This window comes from Planctomycetota bacterium, from assembly GCA_018242585.1.
In the GTDB taxonomy this organism is placed as follows: domain Bacteria; phylum Planctomycetota; class Planctomycetia; order Pirellulales; family PNKZ01; genus JAFEBQ01.
Genome location: JAFEBQ010000015.1, coordinates 186,102 through 211,984 on the forward strand (window position 1 = coordinate 186,102; position 25,883 = coordinate 211,984).

The 25,883-nt window shown below is 61.5% G+C and carries 25 protein-coding genes and 1 rRNA gene; 18 read left to right on the forward strand and 8 right to left on the reverse strand.

Annotated features, from left to right (window positions below):
• Positions 1 to 474, reverse strand: a 474-nt coding sequence (locus JSS27_08665) for a hypothetical protein (GenBank protein MBS0209010.1), incomplete at its 3' end; no start/stop codon positions are given.
• A gap of 684 nt (positions 475 to 1,158) precedes the next feature.
• Between JSS27_08665 and JSS27_08670 the strand changes: the two genes are divergently transcribed.
• The 13 genes from JSS27_08670 to JSS27_08730 all read left to right on the forward strand — a co-directional run bounded on the left by JSS27_08670 (position 1,159) and on the right by JSS27_08730 (position 14,799).
• Positions 1,159 to 1,611 (forward strand): prepilin-type N-terminal cleavage/methylation domain-containing protein, encoded by a 453-nt coding sequence (locus JSS27_08670; GenBank protein MBS0209011.1) that lies wholly within the window; start codon positions 1,159 to 1,161, stop codon positions 1,609 to 1,611.
• 285 nt (positions 1,612 to 1,896) lie between these two features.
• A complete protein-coding gene (locus tag JSS27_08675; GenBank protein MBS0209012.1) occupies positions 1,897 to 2,625 on the forward strand; it encodes a redox-sensing transcriptional repressor Rex in 729 nt (242 codons plus the stop codon).
• A 428-nt stretch (positions 2,626 to 3,053) separates the two neighbouring features.
• Positions 3,054 to 3,977 carry a 30S ribosomal protein S2 gene (gene rpsB, locus JSS27_08680; GenBank protein MBS0209013.1) on the forward strand — a complete coding sequence of 308 codons (924 nt, stop codon included), beginning with the start codon at positions 3,054 to 3,056 and terminating at the stop codon, positions 3,975 to 3,977.
• A gap of 142 nt (positions 3,978 to 4,119) precedes the next feature.
• Positions 4,120 to 4,944 (forward strand): translation elongation factor Ts, encoded by an 825-nt coding sequence (gene tsf, locus JSS27_08685; GenBank protein MBS0209014.1) that lies wholly within the window; start codon positions 4,120 to 4,122, stop codon positions 4,942 to 4,944.
• 76 nt (positions 4,945 to 5,020) lie between these two features.
• Positions 5,021 to 5,779, forward strand: a complete 759-nt coding sequence (locus JSS27_08690) for a UMP kinase (protein ID MBS0209015.1) — start codon at positions 5,021 to 5,023, stop codon at positions 5,777 to 5,779.
• Positions 5,780 to 5,847: 68 nt separating this feature from the next.
• The gene (gene frr / locus JSS27_08695; protein MBS0209016.1) at positions 5,848 to 6,408 is read left to right on the forward strand and encodes a ribosome recycling factor; all 561 of its coding nucleotides are present in this window, start codon (positions 5,848 to 5,850) and stop codon (positions 6,406 to 6,408) included.
• A 94-nt stretch (positions 6,409 to 6,502) separates the two neighbouring features.
• Positions 6,503 to 6,847, forward strand: a complete 345-nt coding sequence (locus JSS27_08700; protein ID MBS0209017.1) for a hypothetical protein — start codon at positions 6,503 to 6,505, stop codon at positions 6,845 to 6,847.
• Position 6,848: 1 nt separating this feature from the next.
• Positions 6,849 to 7,175, forward strand: a complete 327-nt coding sequence (locus JSS27_08705) for a hypothetical protein (protein MBS0209018.1) — start codon at positions 6,849 to 6,851, stop codon at positions 7,173 to 7,175.
• Between the two features lies 1 nt (position 7,176).
• Positions 7,177 to 7,938, forward strand: a complete 762-nt coding sequence (locus JSS27_08710; protein MBS0209019.1) for a hypothetical protein — start codon at positions 7,177 to 7,179, stop codon at positions 7,936 to 7,938.
• A gap of 230 nt (positions 7,939 to 8,168) precedes the next feature.
• Complete coding sequence (locus JSS27_08715; GenBank protein ID MBS0209020.1) at positions 8,169 to 10,175, forward strand: peptidylprolyl isomerase; 2,007 nt, start codon at positions 8,169 to 8,171, stop codon at positions 10,173 to 10,175.
• A 143-nt stretch (positions 10,176 to 10,318) separates the two neighbouring features.
• The gene (locus tag JSS27_08720) at positions 10,319 to 11,752 is read left to right on the forward strand and encodes an aminotransferase class I/II-fold pyridoxal phosphate-dependent enzyme (protein ID MBS0209021.1); all 1,434 of its coding nucleotides are present in this window, start codon (positions 10,319 to 10,321) and stop codon (positions 11,750 to 11,752) included.
• Between the two features lie 215 nt (positions 11,753 to 11,967).
• A complete protein-coding gene (locus JSS27_08725; GenBank protein ID MBS0209022.1) occupies positions 11,968 to 13,302 on the forward strand; it encodes a glycosyltransferase in 1,335 nt (444 codons plus the stop codon).
• A 48-nt stretch (positions 13,303 to 13,350) separates the two neighbouring features.
• On the forward strand, positions 13,351 to 14,799 hold the full coding sequence (locus tag JSS27_08730; protein ID MBS0209023.1) for a radical SAM protein: 1,449 nt from the start codon (positions 13,351 to 13,353) through the stop codon (positions 14,797 to 14,799).
• Here JSS27_08730 and JSS27_08735 read toward each other — a convergent pair.
• From JSS27_08735 to JSS27_08750, 4 genes are all read right to left on the reverse strand, one after another.
• Complete coding sequence (locus tag JSS27_08735; GenBank protein ID MBS0209024.1) at positions 14,768 to 15,463, reverse strand: lactate utilization protein; 696 nt, start codon at positions 15,461 to 15,463, stop codon at positions 14,768 to 14,770. The two genes, JSS27_08730 and JSS27_08735, sit on opposite strands and share 32 nt — an antisense overlap.
• Entirely contained in the window at positions 15,460 to 16,899 is a 1,440-nt protein-coding gene (locus JSS27_08740) for an iron-sulfur cluster-binding protein (GenBank protein ID MBS0209025.1), read from the reverse strand. Before JSS27_08740 ends, JSS27_08735 begins: the two co-directional genes overlap by 4 nt.
• A gap of 37 nt (positions 16,900 to 16,936) precedes the next feature.
• On the reverse strand, positions 16,937 to 17,293 hold the full coding sequence (locus JSS27_08745; protein MBS0209026.1) for a hypothetical protein: 357 nt from the start codon (positions 17,291 to 17,293) through the stop codon (positions 16,937 to 16,939).
• 148 nt (positions 17,294 to 17,441) lie between these two features.
• Positions 17,442 to 17,936 carry a hypothetical protein gene (locus tag JSS27_08750; protein MBS0209027.1) on the reverse strand — a complete coding sequence of 165 codons (495 nt, stop codon included), beginning with the start codon at positions 17,934 to 17,936 and terminating at the stop codon, positions 17,442 to 17,444.
• Between the two features lie 546 nt (positions 17,937 to 18,482).
• Between JSS27_08750 and JSS27_08755 the strand changes: the two genes are divergently transcribed.
• From JSS27_08755 to JSS27_08765, 3 genes are all read left to right on the forward strand, one after another.
• Positions 18,483 to 19,370, forward strand: a complete 888-nt coding sequence (locus tag JSS27_08755; GenBank protein MBS0209028.1) for a hypothetical protein — start codon at positions 18,483 to 18,485, stop codon at positions 19,368 to 19,370.
• Positions 19,371 to 19,426: 56 nt separating this feature from the next.
• Positions 19,427 to 19,843, forward strand: coding sequence for a hypothetical protein (locus tag JSS27_08760; GenBank protein ID MBS0209029.1), 417 nt, complete (start codon positions 19,427 to 19,429; stop codon positions 19,841 to 19,843).
• 355 nt (positions 19,844 to 20,198) lie between these two features.
• Positions 20,199 to 20,558, forward strand: coding sequence for a hypothetical protein (locus JSS27_08765; protein MBS0209030.1), 360 nt, complete (start codon positions 20,199 to 20,201; stop codon positions 20,556 to 20,558).
• 70 nt (positions 20,559 to 20,628) lie between these two features.
• On the opposite strand, the gene JSS27_08770 is transcribed toward JSS27_08765, so the two are convergent.
• The 3 genes from JSS27_08770 to JSS27_08780 all read right to left on the reverse strand — a co-directional run bounded on the left by JSS27_08770 (position 20,629) and on the right by JSS27_08780 (position 23,150).
• Positions 20,629 to 21,291: an ATP-binding protein gene (locus JSS27_08770; protein MBS0209031.1), complete on the reverse strand. Its 663-nt coding sequence runs from the start codon at positions 21,289 to 21,291 to the stop codon at positions 20,629 to 20,631.
• A gap of 7 nt (positions 21,292 to 21,298) precedes the next feature.
• Positions 21,299 to 22,045 carry a polyprenol monophosphomannose synthase gene (locus tag JSS27_08775; GenBank protein MBS0209032.1) on the reverse strand — a complete coding sequence of 249 codons (747 nt, stop codon included), beginning with the start codon at positions 22,043 to 22,045 and terminating at the stop codon, positions 21,299 to 21,301.
• Between the two features lie 127 nt (positions 22,046 to 22,172).
• Positions 22,173 to 23,150 carry a hypothetical protein gene (locus JSS27_08780; GenBank protein ID MBS0209033.1) on the reverse strand — a complete coding sequence of 326 codons (978 nt, stop codon included), beginning with the start codon at positions 23,148 to 23,150 and terminating at the stop codon, positions 22,173 to 22,175.
• A gap of 312 nt (positions 23,151 to 23,462) precedes the next feature.
• Between JSS27_08780 and JSS27_08785 the strand changes: the two genes are divergently transcribed.
• Positions 23,463 to 24,719, forward strand: a complete 1,257-nt coding sequence (locus JSS27_08785) for a trypsin-like peptidase domain-containing protein (GenBank protein MBS0209034.1) — start codon at positions 23,463 to 23,465, stop codon at positions 24,717 to 24,719.
• A 496-nt stretch (positions 24,720 to 25,215) separates the two neighbouring features.
• A 16S ribosomal RNA gene (locus JSS27_08790) occupies positions 25,216 to 25,883 on the forward strand; the annotation flags it as partial.

The following is a 25,883-nucleotide window of genomic DNA, read 5'->3' on the forward strand; positions in this document are numbered from 1 at the left end:
CTTGGTTTCGTAGACCGGCTTGCAAACGGTGTAGCAAATGTTACGGGTCTTGGTCTCGTACACCGGCTTGCACACCGTGTAGCAGATGTTACGCGTCTTGGTCTCGTACACGGGCTTGCAGACCGTGTAGTTGATCGTCCGGTACTTGGTCTCGTACACCGGCTTGCAGACCGTGTACTCGCAGTCGCGGTAGCACGTCTCGGCGACGTACTTCACGCAGTCGACAGTCTTGGGTTCACAGACCGTCTCGTAGCAGGTCTTGTAGCAGGTGTAACACTGCTTTTCGTAGACCACCTCGCGACAGGTCTTCATTACCGTGTGGCATTGCTGCTTGCAGCAGGCATAGCTGACGGTGTCGCAGCCCACCGCGCAACACTTGTACCTTCCGGCACCGCAGTATCGCGCGTTTGCTGTGTCGACCCACATCGCCGCCACGGCGACAGCAAGGATCGGCACCGCGAACAAGTTCCTCATGGTCGTTGCCTCCTCCAACGTGATTTCTGGTTGCACAGGCCTGGTTTGTCTGAGCCCGAGGGCGCAGACAGATAACTGAGTGTTCGGTCGTTTCAAACGGCCTGCATTAACTGCATGCCCCAAATTACGCATGCACCACCATGCGAGTATGGGTCGCAGTTTGCGCAGAAAGTCTGAAATCGTCCCCCTACGCTAGCAATATCGTCAAAATGCACGAGTTGCTTGATTTGCATCGGACAAATAGTTTTGCCTGATTAGCGGCTTTGGGACGGTTCAGGGGTAAGGAGAGCCTGCTCAAACATGAAAGCTCGATCGTGCTGTAACGATCGCACGTCGTGGGGTGATATTGCCGCTCGCGCCGGTTGCGAGGAAGGCGACCACCTGTACCGACTGCGAGGCCGTAAGAACCCATTTTGGTGGGATTGGCGGCGCTGTGTCGCACCATCGCAGCCGTTGTGGAGTTTTTCACTCAGTCGCTTTTTTGACAGGTGTTCAAAACCAACCTAGGTATTTTGAGCACGTTTGCCGCGACGCACGATCGACCGGCGCGTGTGGGCCATCGGATCGAGCGATCGACTACGGGCGGCCCCCAGGGGTAGCAGGGAACTACAAGCGGGTGGCTTGTAGGGACGAGGTTCAGAAATGCTTTCCTTTAGCGCCAGCGATGCATTGAAAGGGACAAACATGAAGAAGAATGTCAGTCGGAAGTCGGGTTTCACTCTGGTCGAAATCCTGATCGTCGTGGTGATCATGGCCATCCTGGCCGCCACCGTGGTTCCTCAGTTCTCGAACTCGACCGGCGACGCCAAGACCGGCACCGCTCGGTTCAACCTGAACACCCTCCGTTCGCAGATCGAGCTGTACAAGTCGCAGCACAACGGCGCCATGCCCACCCAGGCCATGACCGAGTTGATCAGCAGCACGAACAACACGGGCACGATTGGCACCGGCGCCAACTTCCCATACGGGCCGTACATCCAGACCATTCCGATGAACCCGTACACTAACAGCAACACCGTCGTGGCCGCTGGCGCCAACCCGCCGACCGCCACGGTCTCGGGTGCTGGCTGGTTGTTCGACCTGACCAGCGGCAAGATTTGGATCAACGACACAACCACGCCGTTTGCCAACCAATAAGCGGTTCGGGCGCGGGGCGCGCCCAGCGAGAATTGCGTCGCGGAAAGCATCGAACCCTCGGGGCGGCCGCAGGAAAGCGGCCGGCCCGAGGGTTTTTGCATTTTGATATGGACCGAGTCGCCACGGCCGAGAATATCTTGTTACAGTGGGGAACGTCCCTTATACATGGGGCGGCTGGCGGCCCGAGGGGGCCGCTCCCAGGGCAACCTGACTAGGCCGCGGGGCGACTGCTGGCCGCCTGGGCGGGGTTTATCGTTGATTGGCTAACTACTGACGCGCAGCATCATGGGTGATTCGCGAGGCAAATCGGCTGGGCAGGGGGCCGAAGGCGATGTCCCCAAGGCAGTCGTCAATCGGATCAGCCTCTATCTGCGCGAACTGCATCACCTGGTCCGAGACGGCCACGAGACGACCAGCAGCAGCCAACTGGGCCAGTTGCTCGGCTTTTCCGACGCCCAGGTTCGCAAGGATTTGGCCTATTTCGGCCACTTTGGCTATCCAGGCATCGGCTACCGCTGCGACGAGCTGATCTCGGCCATCAAGCGGATTCTAGGGACCGATCAGCAATGGCCTGCCGCCCTGGTCGGCGTCGGCAACCTGGGCCGCGCCCTACTGGGGTACAAAGGGTTCCAGCAGCGAGGCTTTCGCATCGTCGCGGCCTTCGACACGGACCCTCGCAAGGTCGGTACCGAGGTGGAAGGAGTCCGGGTCTACGGGCTCGACCGGCTGACCGAAATCGCCAAGGCCAATCAAATCGCGCTCGGACTGCTGGCCGTGCCGGCCGCCATGGCCCAGCCGGTTGCCGACCAGTTGGTCGCCGTCGGCGTGCAGGGAATTCTGAACTTCGCTCCGGTGACGATTGCCTTGCCCGAACACGTCGGCCTGGTGTCGGTCGACTTGGCGATCGAGTTGGAACAACTGGCATTCTCAGTCGCCAATCGCGCTTCGCACGGTCAAGGAACCGAGTCGGCCGAAGGGGCCGCCGACGAAGGCGAATCGCCGAAGACTTCGTAGCGCGGCCAGCGCGAAACTGAGTGCCGCGGAGCGCCCGTTGCCGCCACCTCGAGGTAGCGATCAGAATCATCTCGGGGCGTGAACCACCACGAGCCCGCCGCGGTCTAATCGCTAATGGCTAACCGCCAATCGCTTCTCACCGCCCCTTTGCCAATTTGGGGCTGTTTCGCTAACATGGCCGGCGGTACTACCCGGTGGTGTAACGGTAACACTAGAGACTTTGGCTCTCTCATTCAAGGTTCGAATCCTTGCCGGGTAGCTTCTCTTTCTTCCGCATTTTCCGTGGGAAATGCGCGCTCTTCGCGGGTTGACGCCCTGCGTAAAGTCCCATACCATAACGGACTTGCTGCCGCGAACGGTCCACGGCGCAGCCGGTCGTCCTTGCGGGGGCGATCCCGGTTCCTGACCGCAGTTTCAACGAACGCCGGATGCCACTCGGCGCTGCCGCTCGAATTGTCTTCGGGCCGACGCAGCCTGGGTGGAATGTCGACGATCGCCGTGTGACGCATCGCTGCCACTTGCACGTGGCACTGGCGTGCATCGAATCGCGATTGATCGTTCCAAGCCGGCGTGCCAGAGCACGCGAGGAGTTCCCTTTGTCAACGGTTCTTGTCAAGCAATTGATCGAAGCAGGCGTCCACTTTGGCCATCGCGCCAGTCGCTGGAACCCGAAGATGCGGCCCTATATCTATGGTCGCCGCAACCTGATCCACATCATCGACGTCCGCGAAACGGTGCGCGGACTGATTCGCGCCCGCAAGTACCTTTCGCAGGTCGCGGCTCAGCAAGGTCTGATTCTGTTCGTCGGCTGCAAGCGCCAGGCGGCCGAGACCGTGCAGCGCGAGTCCGAGCGCTGCAACATGGCCTATGTGAACGACCGCTGGCTGGGCGGCACGTTGACCAACTTCCGCACGATTCGCAGCCGGTTGACTCGTCTCGAGCAGCTCGAAGATATGCGCAAGACGGAAGAGATTCTGAAGTACTCCAAGAAGATGCAATCGGCGTTGAATCGTGAATATCGCAAGATGTTCCGCAACCTGAACGGCATCCGCTCGATGAACCGGTTGCCCGAGTGCATGGTCGTCATCGACCCGCGCAAGGAAAAGAACGCCATCAGCGAAGCCCGCAAGTTGGGCATCACGACCTTGGCGTTGATCGACACCGACTGCGACCCCGACTTGGTCGATCTGCCGATCCCAGGCAACGACGACAGCATCCGTTCGATCGAAATCGTGATGCAGCAACTGGCGAACGCGGTGATCGAAGGCAAGCAGAACTCCAAGGATCTGATGCCGGCCAGCCACACGGCGGCCTACGTCAGCCCCGAAGGCGCCGATAAGGACGCCGAGTAACTGGCGGTTCCGCACAGTTCCTGGGTATCGAACCAACCGGGCGTGGCGCGCCAATTCGAGCGCGCCGCGCCGTCGGCCTTGGCCCCGGCGGTCAGGGCCTAACCATATTCATCGCATTGGCATTGAGCGAAGAGGTGTTTTCATGGCAGACGTTTCCGCGGCCGCGGTCAAGGAATTGCGCGAATTGACCGGCCTTCCCATGATGGATTGCAAGCAGGCGTTGACCGAAACCAAGGGTGACAAGGACGCCGCCGTCACGTTGCTGCGCGAGCGCAACAAGAAGGTCCAAGAGACCCGCCTGGGCCGCGACACTGAGTTCGGCCGCATTGGCGTGTACGCCGACGACAAAGTTGGCGCGCTGGTCGAGCTGATGTGCGAAAGCGCTCCGGTGGCCACCAGCCCTGACTTCAAGACCTTTGCCAACGACCTGGCCCAGCAACTGGCCAAGGGCCCGGGCGCCAAGACGGCTGAAGAACTGCTGAAGCAGCCCTCGCCCCGCAAACCTGGCATGACCCTGGGCGAAGAAAAAGATGAAATGTTCAGTCGCATTCGCGAGGTGTTCAAGCTCGGGCGCGTGATGCGCGTGACGGGTCCGGCCGTGGGCTATGTCCACGCCACCGGCGACCTGGGCTCGCTCGTCCAATATGAAGGGAGCGACCCGGCCGTCGTGCGCGACGTGGCCATGCACATCGTCGCCCAAAGCCCCACCGCCGTCCGCCGCGAAGACCTGGACCCGGCCGAAGTTCAAAAAGAAAAGGACTTCCAGACCGAGCAGGCCCGCAAGGAGGGCAAGCCTGACAACATCATCCAGAAGATGATCGAAGGGCGGATGCGGAACTTCTACGCGGCCCGCGTGCTGATCGACCAGCCGTTCGTCAAGGACGAGACGCAAACGGTTGGCAAGGTGCTGGACGCCGCCAAGACCCAGGTCAAGCAGTTCGCCAATTGGAAGCTCGGCAAGGCCTAAGCGGCAGAGTGCCGCCGAGCTTTTGCACCGCTGCCAGTTCGAGCCCACTACAATTCGCCACACGAGGCCCCCGGTCATGAGCAATCCCGGACCCGCAGACTCCGAGAAGCAGCGTCGCGTCGTGTTGAAGTTGTCGGGCGAATGCTTTTGTCAGCCCGGCGGACGTGGCATCGCCATGGACGCCGTGTTGCACATCGCCAAGCAGACCCATCGCGCCATCCAAGGCGGCACCCAGATGGCCATTGTCATCGGCGGCGGCAATATCCTGCGCGGCGCGCAGTTCACCTCGTCGAACTCCTGTGTCCAGGAAGCCACGGCCCATTACATGGGCATGTTGGCCACGGTGATCAACGGCTTGGCGCTGCAAGACGCCTTGGAATCGCTGGGTTGCGAAACGCGCTTGTCGTCGGCCATTCGCATGGATGGCGTGGCCGAGCCGTACATTCGCCGCCGCGCCCGCCGGCACCTGGAAAAAGGCCGCATCGTGATCCTGGCCGCTGGCACCGGCAGTCCCTTCGTCACCACCGACACGGCGGCAGCGCAGCGGGCGCTGGAACTTGACGCCGATATTCTGCTCAAGGCCACCCGCGTCGACGGCGTGTACAGCGACGATCCGGAAAAGAACCCGCACGCGGTCCTGTACAGCGAGCTCAGTTACAATGCGGTTCGCGAGCAAAACCTGCGGGTCATGGACCCGACCGCGATTACCCAGTGCATGGAGCACGAAATGCCGATCTTGGTGTTCAACTACCGCAAGGAAGGGAACATCGAAAAGGCCGTGAGCGGCGAACGGATCGGTACGATCATCAGCAGCAGCGTGACCGCACTGGCCTAGGCGGGCCCGGCTTGCTGCTCCCGAGACCAAGTCGAGTTCGATTCACTTAACGCCATAGATCAACCACCATGAGCGCTGACGACATTCTGCTCGACGTCGAAGAACGGATGGAAAAGGCCCTGGATGTGCTGAAGCACAACCTGGCGGGCATTCGCACCGGCCGGGCCAACCCGGGCCTGGTCGATTCGCTGCGCGTCGAGGCCTATGGCTCGCCGACACCGATCAAGCAATTGGCCAGCATCTCGGCCCCCGAGCCCACGCAGATCGTCGTGCGCCCCTTCGACCCGGGCACGATCAAGGACATCGAGAAAGCGATCCTGGCCAGTGGCCTGGGCCTGACGCCGCAAAGCGACGGCCGTGTGATTCGCCTGAACATGCCGGCCCTCTCGACCGAAACACGCCGCAAGTTGGTGGCGCGGATCAAGGAACTGAGCGAGGAAGCCAAGGTCGCGGTTCGCAACGTCCGTCGCGATGGCAACAAAGCCGCCGACCAGGAAGAGAAGGACAGCACCCTGGCCGAGGACGATTGCGAGAAGCTCAAGGAAGAGATTCAGGAACTGACCAAGAAGTTCGAAGCCAAAGCCGGCGACCTGGCCAAAGCCAAAGAAACTGAAGTGATGGAAGACTAGCGCGACATCCGCTGGGGCTGACATGGGGCAACCTCGAACAGCGGTAGCGAGAAGGTTCTATCGTTGCGCTATTCAGCGATTTGAGGAAGCCGAGGTGCTCTCAAACGTCGTCGATACGCTGGGGCCAGTTTATCTGCTTGGTTATTCAGTTGAGTGCATCCTCAAATCGCTCATATTGAATTCAGTTCCGAATGCCAAGCAAGAAAAGCTGGAGCGTTCATTCCGTGGGGCGCAGGGACATGACTTCACCTGGTTAAAACGCCTGTATGTTAGAGTCAGTGGACGACCGATTCCCGCGTCGATTCTCGCCGATTTCACTGGTGTTGAAGAATGGTCCGTCGAATTGAGGTATAATACGCGCCAACTCAAGCCGAACGAGTTTCGGGATTTTTCCAGAGCCGCTCGCCGAATTGTCACCTGGGCAGACCAGAGGATGTAACGTGATTGTCAAAGTCGCCCGCGGACGTACCGACACAAAGCTCGACAAGGTAGCTGATACCTTAGAGGCATACGCGGACAATCATTCGGGGGCGCAGGTCGAATTGTATCGCTACAATTCGATCTCAATTCGAATTCGCATCATTGACGCGGCATTCAAAGGCAAAAGTCGATCGATGCGGCACCGACTGGTTTGGGAGTTTCTGGCGACTCTCCCCGAGGAATTGCAAAACGACATTAGCCTGTTGGTTTTGATCACACCTGAAGAAAAGTTGTCATCGCTCGCCAGTGTCGAGTTCGATTATCCTTCCCCGTCGCCGATCAAATGACGTGGGGCCAACTTCGCTTTTTCATCAATCGCGTCCCCTCCTGATTGCCCATCGCGGCAACAGTTGCGCCGCCCCCGAGAACACGCTGCCGGCGTTTCTGTCCGCCGTTGAGCTTGGCGTCGATCTGGTCGAGTTCGATGTTCAGGCGGCTTCTGATGGCACGCCGATCGTGATCCACGACGACACAGTCGCGCGGACTACCGACGCCAAGGCGCTCTGGGGTAATGATCGGCTGAAGGTGGCCGATCTCAACGTAGCCGAACTTCATTCGCTCGACGCCGGTGCCTGGTTCCACGCGCGGTTTGCCAACACGCGTTTGTCGACGCTCGACGAAGCGATTGCGGCCCTCGTTCCGCAAACGTGTTTGATGATCGAGCGCAAGTCCGGCACGCCGGAGCAAATCGTCGGCGTGCTCAATCGCCGCCAGGCCGGCGACTATGTCACGGTGCAAGCCTTTGACTGGGAATTTCTCGCCGCCTGCCATGCGCTATCACCAAATCTACAACTCGGCGCGCTCGGCGAAGGCGAGCTAACCAATGCACTTTGCCAGCGCGCGGTTCAAATCGGCGCTGCAATCGTCGGCTGGGAAGCCCCGCGGCTTACGCCCGCTAGCATCGCGTTGGCCCACTCGATGAAGCTGAAAGTCTGGGCCTGGACGGTCGACGATCCGGATCTGGCCACGCGGCTGTTAGCGGCTGGCATCGACGGGCTGATCACCAATCGCCCAGCCGCAATGAAGCCATTCGTTGCCGTGGTTCGCTAGCACATCCGCGGCCCAGTCAACTTCTGTTGACCCGTTTCGCGCGCTCGGTCATACTTCCGCCCCGAAATGGCGTCGCCCGCTGGCGATGCTTCTGGCCCGCGTTGCTGAGTGACGCCGGGCCATGCTCCAGGTTCCGCGCAGCGCAACTTTTCGCTCCGGATGGGCGTGAGTGCGGCATGCTCAACGCGCGGATCCACGCGAGCAGATGAATCACATGGAGGTGAGTCGTCATGGCCGAACGGAATCAAGCTCGCGTTTCTCTCACAACTGACGAGCGTCGCACGCAGCGGCGTCTGTACTGGATCGCCGGCGGCATCGGTCTGGTGGCCGTGTGCATGGCCGTTCGAGTCGTGTGGGGGCCCAGCGCCGCCACGGCCGGCGCGCCGGGCAAGCAAATGCCGGCGGTCGCGGCCGCGCCGACGAACTCGCCGCAGACCGAAGAACAAAAGAAGTCGCAAGTCATGGCGATGGTGAACGGCGAAAAGATCACCCGCCAGCAACTGGCCGACGAGGCCTTGCTGCACTACGGCAACGAAGTCCTCGAAGCCTTGCTGAACAAGACGCTCATTCTCGAAGCCTGCCGCAAGCGGGGCATTCAAGTCGAACAGACCGAAGTTGCCGCCGAAGTCGATCGCATGGCCCAGCGGTTTGGCGTGGCCACCGATCAATGGCTGAAGATGTTGAAGGAAGAGCGGAACATCACGCCCGAGCAATACGCCAAGGACATCATCTGGCCGACCGTCGCCTTGCGTAAGTTGGCCGAGCAGCGCGTGCAGCCGACCGAGGACGAAGTCCGCGCGGCCTTTGACACCCAGTTTGGTCCCGCGGTCCAGGTTCGCCTGATCGTCGTCACCGAGTTGCCCAAGGCCCGCGAAGTGCTGGGGCAGGCCCGGTCTAGCCCGGCCGACTTTGGCGAATTGGCCAAGAAGTACTCCGAAGACGTCAGCAGCGCGAGCGCCAAAGGACTGATCCAGCCAATTCGCAAGAACCTGGGCGACGTCAATTTGGAACGCGTGGCCTTCGCGATGCAGGAAGGCGAAATCTCCGATCTGATCGCCGTGAATAACCAGTTCGCGATTTTGAAATGCGAGCGGCAGATTCCGGCTCGGGCGACCTACGAACAAATTCTGGCCGAGCGAGGCAAGGACCGCAACGACGCGGTTTACCGCACACTGTGGGAAGCTTGTCGCGACAAGAAGATGCGTCAGGCCGCTGCCGACATCTTTGGCGAACTGCAGCACGAATCGCGGCTGGACGTGGTCTGGACCGATCCGGTTCGCCGCAAGCAGCAACCCGGCGTGGCCGCCACGGTCGGTGAAAAGGTAATCACCACGGCCGAGTTGGCCGACGAATGCGTCGAGCGAAACGGCACGCAAACCCTCGAAGGGGCGATCAACCGCCGGCTGCTCGAACAAGCCGCCCGCCGCGACAAGATCGAAGTCTCGGAACAGGAACTCGACCAGGAGGTCGCCCGCGCCGCCATGTCGATGGGCCGCCTGAAGCCAGACGGCACGCCCGACGTCGAGACCTGGTTGAAGGAAGTCCTCGAAGAGCAAAAGACAACGGTTGAGCTTTACCGTCGCGATTCAGTTTGGCCGTCGGTGGTGCTCCGTCGCCTGGTCGAAAAGAAAGTCGAAGTGTCTCAGGAAGACCTGCAGCGGGGCTACGAGGCGAACTACGGCCCACGGGTGCGCATTCGCGCGATTGTCTTCCACGGCAACCAACTGCGCAAAGCGCAGGAAGTCTGGGACATGGCTCGCAGCAAGCCAACGCTGGAAAACTTTGGCGACCTGGCGGCGGAATATTCGGTCGAAGCCACGAGCCGCGTTTTGCGTGGTGAGGTTCCCCCGGTGCAAAAGTGGGGGGGCCAGCCGGTACTCGAGCGCGAAGCCTTCGCGCTGAAGTCGGGCGAAATCTCCGGCGTGTTCCAACTGGGTGACAAGTGGGTGATCGTCTATTGCGAAGGCGAGACCAAGCCGGTTGACGCACGGATGGATGAGGTCCGCCAATTGCTGATCGCCGACGTGGCGGAGAAGAAGCTTCGCAACGCGATGGCCCAGGAGTTCTCCCATTTACAGGAGAGTTCCTCGATCGACAACTTCCTGACCCACACGTCCCGTTCGCCCAACAAGGGCCAGAGCATCGACTCGATCGTGGGGCAGGGGGCGCCCGTTCCCACGCGCGATTCGGAAGTCCGCCCGGCGGCCGCCACGGCCCCGCTGACCAATCGCCGGTAGTGCGGTCGCCGAGAATCTCCCAGCCGTAAATCCGGCACGAGCCGCGGGTTCCACCCCGGTGGGGGCCGAAAATCCGCCTCGGCGAACCGTTCCCTTGCGCCGAACCAGCGATTATCCTAGATGATCTGGGCTCGACCTCGACGATGCCCCGGCCGTGGAGCTTGCTGACCGAACCGGTCGGTGAAAGCTCGACTTATCGAATCGAGTTCGCAACGCACTTATCGCAATCCTTTGGTGACGCTGGCGCAAATATGAACGAGCCGTTCAAGATTCAATTCGCCGACCGCATGAGCCGGTTGCCGCCGTACCTGTTCGGACGCATCAATTCGCTGCTGCTGCAGAAACGCCGCGCCGGTGACGACGTGATCGACATGGGCATGGGCAACCCGTCCGAGCCGCCGCAGGACATCGTCATCGAAAAATTGGTTGAGGCCGCCCGCGATCCTCGCAACCACGGCTATAGCCAGTCGATTGGCATTTTGAACCTCCGTCGCGAAGTGGCGAGCAAGTACCTGCGCAAATACGGTGTGCGACTGGACCCCGAGCGCGAAATCATCGCCACGTTGGGCTCGAAGGAAGGCTTCAGCCACATGTGCCTGACGCTGATGGGCCCGGGCGATCTGGCGATGGTTCCATCGCCCTATTTCCCGGCGCACGTTTACGCCGTGAATCTGGCGGGTGGAAGTTGCGTGACGCTCGACGTCACCGATCCGGACAAGTTCCTCAGCAATGTGGCCTATACGTGTCAGCACTTGTCGCCACGGCCCAAGCTGTTGATCCTCAACTTCCCGCACAATCCGTCGACCACGACGATTGATCCTGACTTCTACGTCGACGCGGTGAAGCTGGCCAAGAAGTACAACTTCATGATCATCAGCGACATGGCCTACGCCGACGTCGCGTTCGATGGTTATGTGCCACCCAGTTTCCTGGCCGCCCCAGGCGCTAGTGACGTGGGGGTCGAGTTCACGACCATGAGCAAGGGCTACAACATGGCCGGCTGGCGCGTGGGTTTCTGCGCCGGCAACGCCGAGTTGGTTCGCGCGCTGGGGACGATCAAAGCCTATTACGACTACGGCATGTTCCAGGCGATCCAGGTCGCGGCGATCGTCGCCCTGCGTCACACCGAGGCGGCCGTCGAGGCTCAATCGAGATTGTACCAGCGGCGGCGCGACGTGCTCTGCACGGGCCTGCGTCGGTTGGGTTGGGAGATGAACACGCCCCGCGCTGGCATGTTCGTCTGGGCCAAGATTCCCGATCAGTGGGCCCAAAAGATGAACGCCATCGACTTCGCCATGAAACTGCTCGAAGAGGCCGACGTGGCGGTCAGCCCTGGCACCGGCTTTGGCCCGGGCGGTGAAGGCTACCTGCGGTTGGCGCTGGTTGAGAACGAGAACCGCCTGCGGCAGGCCGTGCGGCAGATCGGCCGCGCGCTCCACGCCGACAATCAACTAGCCGAAGAAGCGGCCTCGGCCGAACCGGTGGCCGTGGCGGCCCCGACGCCGGACGAATTGCCGCTGGCGGCCGAGACCTACGGCGCGGACCCGCTGACGAACACAGGCGCGGTCGAAAACTAATCGCTGCCGCACTCGCCATGCGGATACAAACTCCCCCACCAGAGTTAGATAGCGATTGTTAATAATCGCGTGCTAGCGGTGGTTCGGGTTGACCCGTTTCGCGACCCGGTTTATCGTCACCCCACGCTCGTCATCTCGTGGCGAGTTGGTGGGAAAATTGGTCGGTCAAGGATTGATCGACCTGCCGGTTTCTCCTCTTCATCACGATTCGCTGCGTGCTCATGGACGGGCTGCTCGATTGGATCTGGATTGCCGCTCTCACGCTGGCCGTGGGCCAGGCGGCGTTGCTGACCGCCCAGACCTGGGAACACCTGCGGTTCGCCATTGGCCGCTTCCGCAAGCCGCTGGGGCGCCGCCCGCGCGGGCGCGTGCTGGTCGTGGCGCCGTGTCGTGGCATGGATGTGGGATTGCGCGATAACTTGCGCCCCCTGTTCGAGCAAGATCATCCTGACTATCAAGTGCGCTTCGTGGTCGAATCGAGTTGTGACCCGGCCGCCGATGTGATTCGTCGACTGATCGCCGAGTACGCCGAAGTCGACGCCGAATTGATCATCGCGGGCCGCGCGATCGATTGTGGTCAAAAGGTTCACAACTTGCGCGCCGCCACGCGCGAGCTATCCGACAGGGTCAAGCTGTTGGCCTTTGTCGATTCCGACGCCCGGCCCAATCGGAGCTGGCTTTTGAACCTGACCCAGCGGCTCGATCGCTCGCGTTCGGGAGCGGCCACCGGATATCGCTGGTTCGTGCCCACCCGACCCAGCCTGACCAACTGGCTGGCCTATAGCTTGAACGCCTCGGCGGCCACGCTGTTCGGGACCAAGGGCTACCAGCTGATCTGGGGCGGCTCTTGGGCCATTCGCCGCGATGTCTTTGAACGCGAACGTGTGCGGCAAACTTGGCGCGGCATGCTCGGCGACGACTTGTCGGCGACGGCAATGATTCACGCCGCCGGGTTGCGTGTTGAGTTCGAGCCCACGTGCATGATCGCCTCGCCACTCGATTACCAACCGGCCGAACTGGCCAGCTTTGTTTACCGGCAATACGCGCTGGCTCGGCTCTACTTGCCGCGGCTCTGGCTGATGGCGCTGATTTGGTCAACGCTATCGAGTCTGGTGCTGCTAGCCACCGCCGGGCGATTTACGACGACGCTGATTCAAACGGGAATGTTCGACTGGTTTGCTGCCGCGGGGTTGACCGCGCTGTACGGATCGCACTTGGTGCGAGGGCTGGTCCGGTGCCGCATCGCGCAACTCTACTGCCCGCAGCATCATGCCCACTGGCGCCGAGCGGCGCGGTTTGACTGCGTTTTCGCTCCGCTGGCGGGGCTGGTCCACTGGGTCGGGTTGTTGAGCGGCGTGCGGGTCCGCCACATTAGTTGGCGCGGCATCGATTACGTCGTCGAGGCGCCCGATCGCGTGTCGCTCCGCACGCCTGGCCAGCCTGACTTCAGCGCGGCACTCACGTGCTTTGGGTTGAGTGGCAAGGTACGTCGCGAAGAAGCCCGCGAATCGACCAACGTGGCTTCGATGGCCGACGCCACGACTCCCTAGTTCCGGGCGGCAGATGCAACCGGCGGCCACCATCACGAACCGTTGACCATGCACGTCATACTCTGGGACACACGCCGCGGGGACATCGCCAAGGATTTCGCCGGCGGCTTCGGTGTTGGCGTCTATCACGGTCGGGGCGGACTGCGCGGGCAATTGCTACGACATTGGTTTCGCCAGGAACGCCGCCCACCAGCACTGGCGCTCGCCTATCTGGCCGCAGGGTTAAAACAAATCGGCCATACGGTTGAGTACATCGTCGATACCGATCCACCGGCCGCCGACGTGGTGATCTTTCATCCAGCGCTGGCCACGCTGGCCCACGAACGACGGATGATGGCCCGATTGTTGTCGTTGCCAGCGCCGCCACGCATTCTAGTGTGTGGCCCCGTGGCCCATGCCATGCCCGAGGCGTTTGACGATCCGCACGTTACCGTCTTGCGTGGCGAAGCGGAGCAGCTAACGTCACGATTCGACGAGGTGGTCGAATCGAACGAGCGTTCGATCGACCTGGGCATTGTCGGCGATCTCGATGCGTTGCCCCGGCCCGATTGGAGCCCCTTTGGCCATCGCCGGTTCCGTGTCGGTTTCGACTTCACGCGGTTTCCGACTGCCCTGGTGCAGCATAGCCGCGGATGTGCGCTGGCTTGCGACTATTGCCCGTACCTGGTCACGCATCGTGGCCGGCGGCAGCGCGACAGCGACGCCGTGGTCGACGAGATTCGCGAAAGCGTGGCCCGGTTCGGCTTTCGCTCGTTCAAGTTCCGCGACCCATTGTTTGGCGTCGATCGACGCCGGGCGCAGGAGCTGGCAATTGGCCTGGCCCGGCTGCACCGGCCGGTGCAGTTCGCCATTGAAACGCGCAGCGACCTGATCGACCTCGACACCTTGCGGTTGTTGCGCCGCGCTGGCCTAACGAGCATTACCTTCGGCGTCGAGACGCCCGACAACGGACTGCTCGGCGAGCATAAACGCGGACCACTGGCCGACGAGTCCCTGCGCGAATGGATCGCGGCCTGCCACGAATTGGGCATTCGCACGGTGGCCGGCTTGATGATCGGCTTTGTCGACGACACGTCCGAATCGATTCGTCAGGTGTTGCGTTACGCCAAGTGGCTGGGGCCGACGTTGGCGAACTTCAATCTGGTGACGCCATACCCCGGTACGGCCATGTTTACGGCGCTCAAGGATCGGATCGCGACGTTCGATTACTCGCGCTACGATGTCTATCAGCCGGTGCTGCAATACACGCATCTGACGGCCGAAGAGTTGCTTGATTGGCACGCCAAATGTTTCGTGCGCTATTACTTCCGCACGAACTATCTGAAACAGCAGGCAAAACTACTGTGGCCAGGGCTAGCCCGCTGGCTCCCGAATGTGACGCCGGCGACCACTACGTCAACCGGCAATCGGCTGCGCATCGACGGGGCTCATTCCATGCCCGGCGCTTCGAACGCAGCAAAGACCATTACACGGCAGTCGGCTCGTCAATCACGATGACGTGCCAGTATTTCGGGCCGTGAACGCCCGTCACCAGGCGTAATTCCAGATCGCCGGTCTTGCTCGGCCCGGTGATGAAAGTCACGTTGCTGGGCAACCGGCCGTCGGTGTCGGGCTGGATTCTCTCGAACACGTCGAACAGGTCGGGAAGCAGTTGGCTCCTTTCGATCACCGCGATGTGGACCGTCGACAGCAGGCTGGCCACCCGCTCGCGCCCTGGTTCCGACAGCATGACCAGCGAGCCGGTCTCGGCCACCGCGTAGCTGCAACTGGTGATGCCGATGTCGCAGTTCATCATTGTTTTGCGACGCTCGTCCGCAGGCATGGCGGCTAGAGCGTCGTAATCAAACCGCGGCACGCCTTGGCGGTCGAGCAGTTCGTCAAGTCTCAGGCGATCGAGCAGCGGATGTTGCCAGCAAAGGGCCCGCTGGGCCGAGTATTGGCTCAGCAGAGCCACGATCGTTTGGCGGGCTTCGTCATCGTTGGCCACGCTCACTGCCTGGCCGCCGACCAGGTTCGCTTCGGCAATGAACCGATCAACCGGCGCGTCGCCGGCACCGTAGTAGCCCGTCGTCGGTGGAATGTCCTTGTCGTACGCCACCGGGTACTGGCGGCCAGTTGCGGCGGCGGTGCGAACGCGGGCCAGGAAGTCTTGGGCCTTCACTTTTGCCCCTCCGTTTCCCACCAATCGCGGAAGCGTTGCGCAGCTGGGGCGGGGAAATCGCGCGATTGGGTCCAACCGTGCAGCGGGCCCGGCAGTCGGGCGAGCCAGCGCTTGCCCAGCCGGCCGATCGTGCGCGTGGCCAGCCAGGTCGCAATGCGATAGAGCGCCGGCCGGCGCATGGCCACGGCCCACATCCGATAGGCGAACCCTTCGAGCTTGCCCCCCATGGCGGGCTCGGCATGCAGTTGATCGCGCAGCTGCACGAGCATCTCAGGGATGGCGATCTTCACCGGGCAGGCGGCCTGGCACGCGCCGCACAGGCTCGAGGCGTGGGGCAAGTGCTGATTGGGCACCAGCCCGTCGTATTGCGGCGTCAGGACCGCGCCGATCGGGCCAGCATAGACCCCGCCGTAGGCGTGTCCGCCGACGTTCCGGTAGATCGGACAAGCGTTCAAGCAAGCGCCACAGCGAATGCAGAACAGGCTTTCGCGCAGCGGCCCGGCGAGAATCCGCGAGCGGCCGTTGTCGAGCAGCACCAGATGAAACTCTTCGGCACCGTCCAACTCTCCATCGCGTCGCAGCCCGCTGACGATCGACGTATAGACCGACATCTTCTGCCCGGTTGCCGCTCGGGCCAGCAGCTTCAAAAAGACCGGCAAATCGGCGAAGCGGGGGATGACTTTCTCGATGCCGACCAAGGCGATATGAACGCGCGGCAATGACGTCGTCAGCCGGGCGTTCCCTTCGTTCGAGATGATGACCACCGAGCCGGTCTCGGCGACGACGAAGTTGCCACCGCTGATGCCGACATCGGCCGCGCCAAAGGCGGTGCGTAGCCGCGTACGCGCATAGGCCGCCAGCGCCTCGGCTTCGGCCGGGAGCGTCTGGCCCGCGTCGGCGCTGAGAATGTCACGAGCCTCGTTGATGGTCAGGTGCATGGCCGGCGCCACCAGATGCGAGGGGCGATGCCCGGCCAACTGCACAATGTATTCGCCGAAGTCGGTTTCCAGCACTTCGCACCCGGCCGCTTCGAGGGCGTGGTTCAGGTGAATTTCTTCGCTGGTCATCGACTTGCTTTTGACGACGCGCCGACCACCAGCGCGCTGAATGACGCCGGTGATGATCTGCTGGGCGTCGGCGGCGTCGGCGGCAAAGTGAAGCTGACCGCCGTTGCGCTCCACGGCGGCTTGGAGCGTGACCAGATGCTCGTCCAGCCGGCTTAACGCCGCCTCTTTGATGGCGCGAGCACGCTGGCGCAAGGCGTCCTTGTCGGGCAGGCTGCCGAGGGCCTGCTTGTTGCGGGTCCCGAGAGTGTCCCCCAGGTTCACCAGGGCCAATTGCAAGTTGGCGTCGTGGAGCGCCTGGTCCACGGCCGGCAGAAACTCGTGGTGCTCGCTACGAGCGTAATCAGTGCCGGTGGGTTGGGGTTGGGTCATGGCGAAGGGGCGGAAGGTCGATTCGACACGGGCGGAATCATCCAGCGAACCTGAGAATCAGCATCGCCAGCCAGGGCATGATACCAGCCAGGATGGCGACCACCACTAGCACCAGTGGCGGACGCACGGGGCGCAACTTGCAGACCGCCGCCGTCAGGGCCAGTGTGAGCGTCGCCGTGACCAGCGACGCCAGGGTCATCATGCCAGCCAAGGCCATGACGGGGAGCGCTTCAGCGTCGGCTTGGCGCAAATAGAACTGGGCCGCGCCGGCCACCGATTCGCAGGCCAGCGCCGTCAACAGCGACAACATCCACAAGCTGGTCAGCAGGGTGATATTGCGAGGCTCGCCAGGAGGCGTCAGGGGCGGTCGGGCGGGACGTTTGGCTCGGGGCATGCGAGCCAGTGTAGTGTGCCAAGGCCGGCAGTTAAACCGTCCGGGCCTTCAACTGGTACCGAAGCAGCGCGCAGAAAAAACTCGGCTCGCGGCGTTTGTCACGCCACGAGCCGAGTTTGAATGAACCCATCAAGCTGACCGCGACGGCTTAGACGCCACGGTAGGTGACGACAACATCGCCACACTTCTTGAACTTGACCGAGACGGTCACGCCGCAGCACCAATCATAGGTGACCACGCCGTCACACAGGATCCCGCCACGGCACGCCACGGCCGGAGCGCCCGTGCAGCAGCTCGGCAAGCAGACCGGCACGTTGACCGGGCAGCAAGTACACGGATTGCTGACGCACAGGACGGTCTGGACCGGCGGCTCGCAGCCACAGCACTTGACCTTGCGCAGTCCGGCGTGGCGATAGGTGATGCAGGGGGTCGGACAACAGGGGGGGCAGCAGTCACCAGCATTTAACGAGGCGGCCATCGGAATGGCGCTGATCATCGGAGCGGCCATGCCAGGGGCGGCCATGACCGGTGCGGGAATTTCCTCGTCGCTTTGCAGGCGACCAAACAGCTTGGCGTCGGCCGAATTGCACAGGCCGGCGACCAGCAACAGGGCCGGGGCGGCCCAACGAACACAGTTCAACATGCGGGAATCTCCTTGCAAAACAAGTAACAAAAGTCGACGAGCACCTGCCGTGTTTAAGGCGGACAGTGTTTCCGTCGCTGCCAAGGCAATTGCTTTTCCGAACGGGGAAAGCCTGGGTCTCGCTTTCGCCGCCCGTCCTGCCGCCGGCGAGCCCAAAGTTCGGGCGAACTCGCCGAGCGCCGGTTGGTCGCAACTACCCATTCTGATCCACGACGACCTCCATTACCGCCGGGACTTAGGGAAACATGGGAAAATTTTGACGCCTTTTCAACCCCTGGCAGGGACATTTGTGGCGAGAAACTTGTCGTAAACGACGGAATATTTCGAGCTTACGGAGTTTATGGGAGACGTGGTTTTTGAGGGAAATTCACGCCATGCATGCATGCGTCTGACAAGTTGCGGCGAAATGGTCGCGAAAGTTTGCCAGGCAGTCGACGGCGACCTAGGGTTCAGATGCCGAATCAAGCGACCGGTTTTCCGGCGCCCTTTTCTAGCCGATTCGGCGGCCTGTTCAGGCACAACATCTCAAACCGGAACCATCGCTGCGTGGCTACTACGCATCGCGCCAAGGAATCTGCCGCCCCCTGGGAAGACCTGGATCAGGTCTTCGACGAGTTGTTCTCGGCCAGCGCCGAGTTCGAGCAAACCGCTGCGCGCCAGTTGGACGACTGCGATGTGTTGCGACTCGAACTCGAAGGACGCTGCCGGCAACTGGCCGACCAGCAACAGCAGGCCCAACGTGCTCGCGACGAACTGGATGTGAAATGGCAAAAGCTGGAAGAACTGCGGCAAATTACCGAGCTGGGCGCGAAGCAGGTCCAGGACGAAGCTCGCCGGCTGTTCCAGTGGCACGCCCGATTGTCTACCCTGCCCGCCGTGGCGCCCGCTTCCGAGGGTGCCCCCGCCCCCGAGGTTGCGCAGGCCCCGGCGGGTCTTTTGTTGACGCCTCTGGTCTTGCCCGACCTGAATGCCGCCCTGGCCGATGCCCAGGCCCAGATCGGCCGCCTGGTCGCTTCGGCTGAAGAAGTGGCCGGCCTGCGACAGCAGTTTCTCGAAGCCAAAGCCGAGGTCAACCGACTGCGCCACCGATTGGCTCGCGAAAAGGGGCGACTGGGACCGAACCTGCAGCAACAAGTCGATTCTTTATTGAAGGAGCGGCAACGGCTGCAGGCCGATTTGGACGCCGCCCGCGAGCAGATGAACGAACAACAGCAAGCCGAGCGGGCCGCCTGGCTGGCCGAAGTACAGGCATTGCGCAAGTCGCTCGACGAATTCGCCGAAACCACCCGGCGCCAGCGACAAGGGCGCAATCATGCGAACCGCAACGGCGCTACAACTGGCGATGGACAAGCGTCCCTTGCGCGATTGATTGACCAGTTCGACCAGTTGCAGGACCAGTTGCACGCCTCGCTGGGCTCGCGGCCGCCCGGCTGAGCCTGCGTAAATACTGCCCGTTTCCTCGATAATTAAGCCACAAATCCCGACCGATCATGATTTACGACCCGCGACGCCGCGCCGACGGCGCCCACCGTAACACCGAGACATCGAGCAACGATCACGCTGCGCCTGGTGCGCAATCGGCCCGCACCTTTGACGTGGCCGCGCCGAGCGAAATGCTGGCTGCCCAGTGCCCCGTGGCGGTCGAGCGGCTGGAACAATTGGACGACGCGGTCTTCGAGGCGATCGCCGGCCGTTCGGGCGCGCTCGAACAATTCAAACTCTTGTGGCCTGAGGTCGTGCGCGACCTACATCCCGAGCTGGTCGAAGAATCGCGGCAGCAGTATCTGCGCCACGCGATGCAAATGTGGCAACAGTGCGTCGAGGGAGACTCGCTGCGCAATCCGCAACTGGCGCTGACCACGATGGACGTGATCCAGGTGCTACTCGCCCCCGTTTTCTCGTCTTGAAACGGCGAGCATCGTCGCGGCCCGCGGGCGGAAATCACCGCGTGCGCGTATGCGCGGGGCACGGGACTTCTTTTCCCGTGTTTTTGCTCGCAACTTTAGCGCGGGTTTTAGCGCTCGTTTTTCCGGTGATGATTCTGCGGACGGCGATATGCGCCGATTTTTGGTCCGGTTGTAACGGCTGTATCACTTGTAGTTTTTATTCCGTCGCACGATCGCCGATTTTCCGTAATCGTTAAAGTCTTCGCCGTTGTGAAGGTTCCACTCCTGCTTAACGTGCTAAATAGAGGGCCAATTAAGCCTGCGACACATGTACAAGTCGTAGCGCCCAGCACACGAAAAAGGGATGGGACTAGCAATGAAGACTTTGCAACATTTGTGGAATGAAGAAACTGGCGCCATCATTTCGGCGGAGATCGTCCTGATTATGACCATTCTGGTGATTGGCGTGATCGTCGGGCTAAAGAGCGTCCGCGATTCGGTGGTCAGCGAACTGGCCGACGTGGCCCAGGCGATCGCCAACCTGGATCAGTCGTACTCGTTCAGCGGGGTCTGTGGCCACGCCGCCTTTACCGCCGGTTCGCAGTTCGTCGATCTGCCCGACTTCTGCGACCAAAGCGGTGACAACAACAACAACGTCCAGCACTCGAAGTGCGTCAACATCTGTGTTGGCGCCATGTCGGAGCAGCCGTGCTTCAATATGGGCAATGGCTACTAAGCCGCTATTTGTAGCCTTGCCAATCCGCTCAATCACAGCCCCGGAGCGCAGGCTCCGGGGCTGTGATTGTTTAACCAAATAAAAGCCGAGCCCAGCAGAACCGATCGTCGGCGTGAACTCCCGCCACGTGCAAATTGACGCTGCTGGAAAACATCGGCCCAGCGTGAACAAACGTGTGGAATTCGCCATTTTCGCCGCACGGATCCACGCCCGAGGGTAAATCGGCGAGTAGCCTCGCGTCAAACGGCCGGCCCGCGAATTCGGCGGCCAAAGCTCGGGTGTCCACGCACGTCAGGATTGCTTGATGACCGCGATCGATGAATTGCCTGGCCAGCGATAAGGTATCGCGCCGCCAAAGGGGAAAAACGGGGCGCAGCGTCGACTTTGCCACGAGTGCTTCTCGCCATGCGCGCAGGTCGGCGAGAAACAGATCGCCGAACGCGACGGTCTGAATGCCCTGGGCGGCGAATCGATCGAACTCGGCCAGCCACGCCGCCTCGTACTGCTCGTTCGACGGAAATCGTGGCAGAGCCACGGTCCAGCACGGCAGCCCGAGCGCTGCGGCCTGGGCTGCCAGCAAGGCGCGCGGCACTTCATGCATCGCCACCTGTTCGTCGCCGTTCAGACACGTGGCCAATCCGGCGATTTCGTACCTGGGATCGGCCCGCAGCGCTTCGAGCGCCAGCAGGCAATCCTTTCCACCGCTCCACGAAACGACGACGCGTTCTGGCATGGTGGCGTTACCGCTTGCCGAACCAATTCTGCAGGCCAAGCTGCAAGAGAATGCGCATCGAATTAGCGGACTCCGACGCATTAATTTTCGACGCGCCGCTGATGCGATCAACAAACGTGATCGGTGCCTCGGAAATCCGACAGCCGAGCCGCTGTAATCGCCACAAAAGTTCTTCCTGGAACGAATAGCCGCGCGAGCGAATGCTGCTAAAGTCGAGCTGCTTCAATCGCGAGACGCGGTAACAACGGAACGCGCCGCTGCAATCGCGGGCGCCAATGCCCAGCGCCAGGCGCGAGAACCAATTGATGCCGCGGCTCATGAAGTGTCGTTTCAGCGGCCAGCCTTCGATGGCACCCCCCTGAATGTAGCGCGAGCCGACCATCACATCGACCGAGCCCGGCGTAGGTGCGTCCATACCGGCGATCAGGGCCGGCAAATAACGCGGATGGTGGCTGAAATCGGCGTCCATGTTCAGCACCAGCTCGTAGCCATGCTCGATGGCGTATTGCATGCCGGCAATGGTGGCCGTTCCCAGCCCCAGTTTTCCCGACCGGTGCAAACAATGGAGCCGCGGCTCGGTCTTGGCCGTTTTGTCGCACCATTGCCCCGTGCCATCGGGGCTGTTGTCGTCTATCACCAGGATGTCCGCCTGGGGTGCAAACTGATGCACCTCGGAGATCAACCTGGGGAGGTTTTCAATCTCGTTGTACGTGGCGATCGTGACGAGGAGTTGGCCGGGCAAGGTAGGGGCAATCTAGGAGTTATGGTGATGCTTCGGACGACGAGCCGAACATCATGCCATAGGCTTCACTAGTTTGCCAATGCCTCAAACCTTACGCCTCGAAAAGCCGCCACATTCCCGCGACTTGATCGCCACGGCCTTACCGCAGCACACGCCAGCCGATGCCACGCTTCGTGGTTCGGGATGACGGTCGGCTGTAATTTTGGGTCGGCCGCTGGACCTGGCGGGGGGCCGCGTGCGGAATCATCTTCCACGTATGGGCGACGTTCACCGCCACAGCCGGAGCGCTATACAAGTATCCTTTGGCCGTGTGCTTGGCGAAGCTAGCCGAGGCCACGATGCCATCGGTGATCAACCGGGCCGACCAGTGGGGGCGCGCCTTGGCCTTGGCGGTAATCTTCTTGGCCCCCGAGGCGATTTCGATCGCTTCCCGCTCACGCAGACGCCCCCACGTTGGCAGCATGGCCACGGTGCGGCCAATCTCACCGGCCGGCTGGCCATTGAGCCAAGCATGACTAACCGGCAAGGCGAGCGTGACTGGACGCACGGTGTGCGTGTCGATGGCACCTGATTTGTAGAGTGACTGCGTGAGTTTCAACAGCTTTTGATCATTGAAACCAATGGGGGCGACCGGGCGGTGGCTCGGCTCGCCCGCCAGAATCACCAGCACGATCGACGCTTGCGGCTCGTCGTCCGCGTCAACGCGTTGAAGCGGGTGCTTGCGCTTGGGTAAGTGACGTGCCAGGGCTTCGACCTGCGCCTGGTCGGCCAGTTGTTGACGTTGCCAGCGTTCGGCCACCGGCGAGGTGTGATTCAGCGCCTCGGGCGCAAACTGGCGGATCTGCTCGGGGCCGTGAAAGGCCAAGCTCGGAGGGCCTTGAATCGGCAAGCCCGAGCGATTCCACAAATAGCTCAGACCGCAATTGGGGTGGTAGAGATCGAGGGCGAACTCCGATTCGTGTGTCATGAGCTTTTGCGAGCCGGCTTCAGTGCCGGGGCGCGTGGCTCGCGACACTTCCGAGGCGATAACGCCGCTGGGCCCGCTGACTCGCACTGCTGCCAACAGGGCTCCATACAGGGCAAGAAACCACGCCAGCGCGACGCGAGAGCGTTTCATTCGTCGGATCTCCATACCCAACCACAGGTCCGCCTTACGCGCCTGCCCTGTCCATGCAGGCGTTCGATGCGCAGTGCCAGCCAAATGGCGTCTGCTGGCAAACGTATCGGCCTAGGTGAATTGGCGACATTAGGTTGCCGCTAACGAGGCCGTCTGCGACGAGCGCTGCGGGTTGTGACGATTGTCCGTACGACGATAGCCGCAATGCTTGCGCCGCTGCTCGTCGCGTGCATCGTTTGCGCGTATCATGGGAGCACGCCGGCCGCACGTAAGGCCGGGCGGCGATGGGAATTATTGGCGGAGCGGATGGCGATGAAACGAACCGTGGTGTTGTGTCTGATTTCGAGTGGTTTAGGGCTGTTGGTGGCGGCGGCTTACGTGCGGTTTTGGCATTCCCATGCCGCGGCGCAGGTGCCGTTGAGCCGACCGGCGCCGGCGGATGTGCGGCCAGCGGAAACCACCATTGAGTTTCAAGAGTCGCGGACCAACACCGATAACGCTGCCCAAACCAGCGGCGCGCGTCAGCCGGCGCAGCGGCTAGGCGGCAAAGCCATACCGCAGTCGTCGGATGATGACGACCTGACGCCCGACGAGAAGGTGAATATCGCCGTCTATGAAAAAGTGAATCGCGGCGTCGTCAACATCAACACCAAGGGGATGCAGACCGGAGCGCTGTTCTTCATCGAAATCCCCTCCGAGGGGGCTGGCTCGGGTTCGGTGCTCGACAAGCAAGGGCACATTCTGACAAACCATCACGTGATCGACGGCGCGCGGGAAATCCAAGTCGCGTTGTTCGACGGCAAGTCGTATCTGGCGGAACTGGTCGGTGGCGACCCGGCCACGGACATTGCCGTGATTCGCATCAAGGCGCCGCCGGCCTCGCTGTTTCCCGTGGAATTTGGCGATTCGGTTCGACTCCGCGTGGGGCAGCGGGTGTTTGCCATCGGCAATCCGTTTGGGCTTGAACGGACGCTGACCACGGGTGTGGTGTCGAGCTTGAATCGCTCGCTGCCGAGTCGGAACAATCGCACGATCAAGTCGATCATTCAGATCGACGCGGCGATCAACCCGGGCAATTCGGGCGGCCCGCTGTTGGACAGTCACGGGCGTCTGATCGGCATGAACACGGCCATCGCGAGCAAGACGGGGCAGAGCACCGGCGTTGGCTTTGCCGTGCCGGTGAGCAGCATCGCCCAGGTGGTGCCGCAATTGTTGGAACGTGGTCGCGTGATTCGCGCCGACGCGGGAATTGCCAAGGTATTTCAGACGGAAAGCGGGCTGTTAATTGCCGCGTTGACGCCCGGTGGACCGGCCGAGAAGGCCGGCCTGCGTGGTCCGAAGGTCACGCGCGAGCGTCGGCAACAAGGGCCGTTTGTCTACGAGTTCAACAACATCGATCGCACGGCGGCCGACCTGGTGGTGGCCGTTGACGGCAAGCCGACGACGACGGCGCAAGCGTTTCTGGCGGCGGTCGAGTCAAAACAGCCTGGCCAGACGGTGACTTTGGGGATTGTGCGCGACGGCGCGCCGACCGACGTGAAGCTGCGGTTGGGCGAAAGCGCGGAATAGCAGGCTAGCGAAGTTTTGCGGCCGATTTTCTTCGGCTGGTGCTCCAACATTGCGCGATGGCGCGACTGGGCAAGTTGTGGACGACAGCACGCTTAGTCCTTGAAATTCCAATAAGTTGCGCCGTGCGGGCTGATGTGCGTTGGGTGCAGAAAATGATGGTCGAAAAATTATTTCGACGGTAATTGACACCCCTTGGTCTTCCGATAGAATGCTGAGTCTCCGCTCAACCGGCAGCTTGCTGCTGGGTGAGCAAGTTCTTTGACAATTTGGTAGTGATCCCAAGTTAATTGATGATCGCTAGGCGGATCGTGTTCGGGGCGTCGCAAGGCGTTTCGCGCAGGGTTCGTGGGCGATCAATGAGTAAGCCAGCACAAGTTTGTGACCGATTATTGGGCGTCGTATCGCCGGTGGTGACATCGGAAAGAATGACGCCAACATCAGGCTCTAGTGATTTGCTCAATTGTCCGACGGCTTGCCGTCGGGATAAAGCGAAAAATTCATGAAGGGTTTGATCCTGGCTCAGAATGAACGTTGGCGGCGTGGATGAGGCATGCGAGTCGCGCGTGTACCCGCAAGGGGAAAGCGGCGTAAGGGACAGGAATATGTAGATCACCTACCTTCGGGTTCAGGATAGCTGCGGGAAACTGCAGGTAATACTGGATGACGTCTCCGGACCAAAGGTGTGATTCCGCCAGAAGATGGGTCTACATCCTATTAGCTAGTTGGTGGGGTAATGGCCTACCAAGGCAATGATGGGTAGCAGGTGTGAGAGCACGACCTGCGTCACTGGGACTGAGACACTGCCCAGACACCTACGGGTGGCTGCAGTCGAGAATTTTCGGCAATGGGCGCAAGCCTGACCGAGCGACGCCGCGTGTGGGATGAAGGCCCTTGGGTTGTAAACCACTGTCAGAGGGGATGAAGTGTATGGGAGCAATCTCCTGTATTTGACATAGCCTCAGAGGAAGCACGGGCTAAGTTCGTGCCAGCAGCCGCGGTAAGACGAACTGTGCAAACGTTATTCGGAATCACTGGGCTTGAAGGGTGCGTAGGCGGTCTTGTAAGTAGGGTGTGAAAGCCCCCGGCTCAACCGGGGAACTGCGCCCTAAACTACTTGGCTGGAGTGAGGCAGGGGTGTGTGGAACTTCCAGTGGAGCGGTGAAA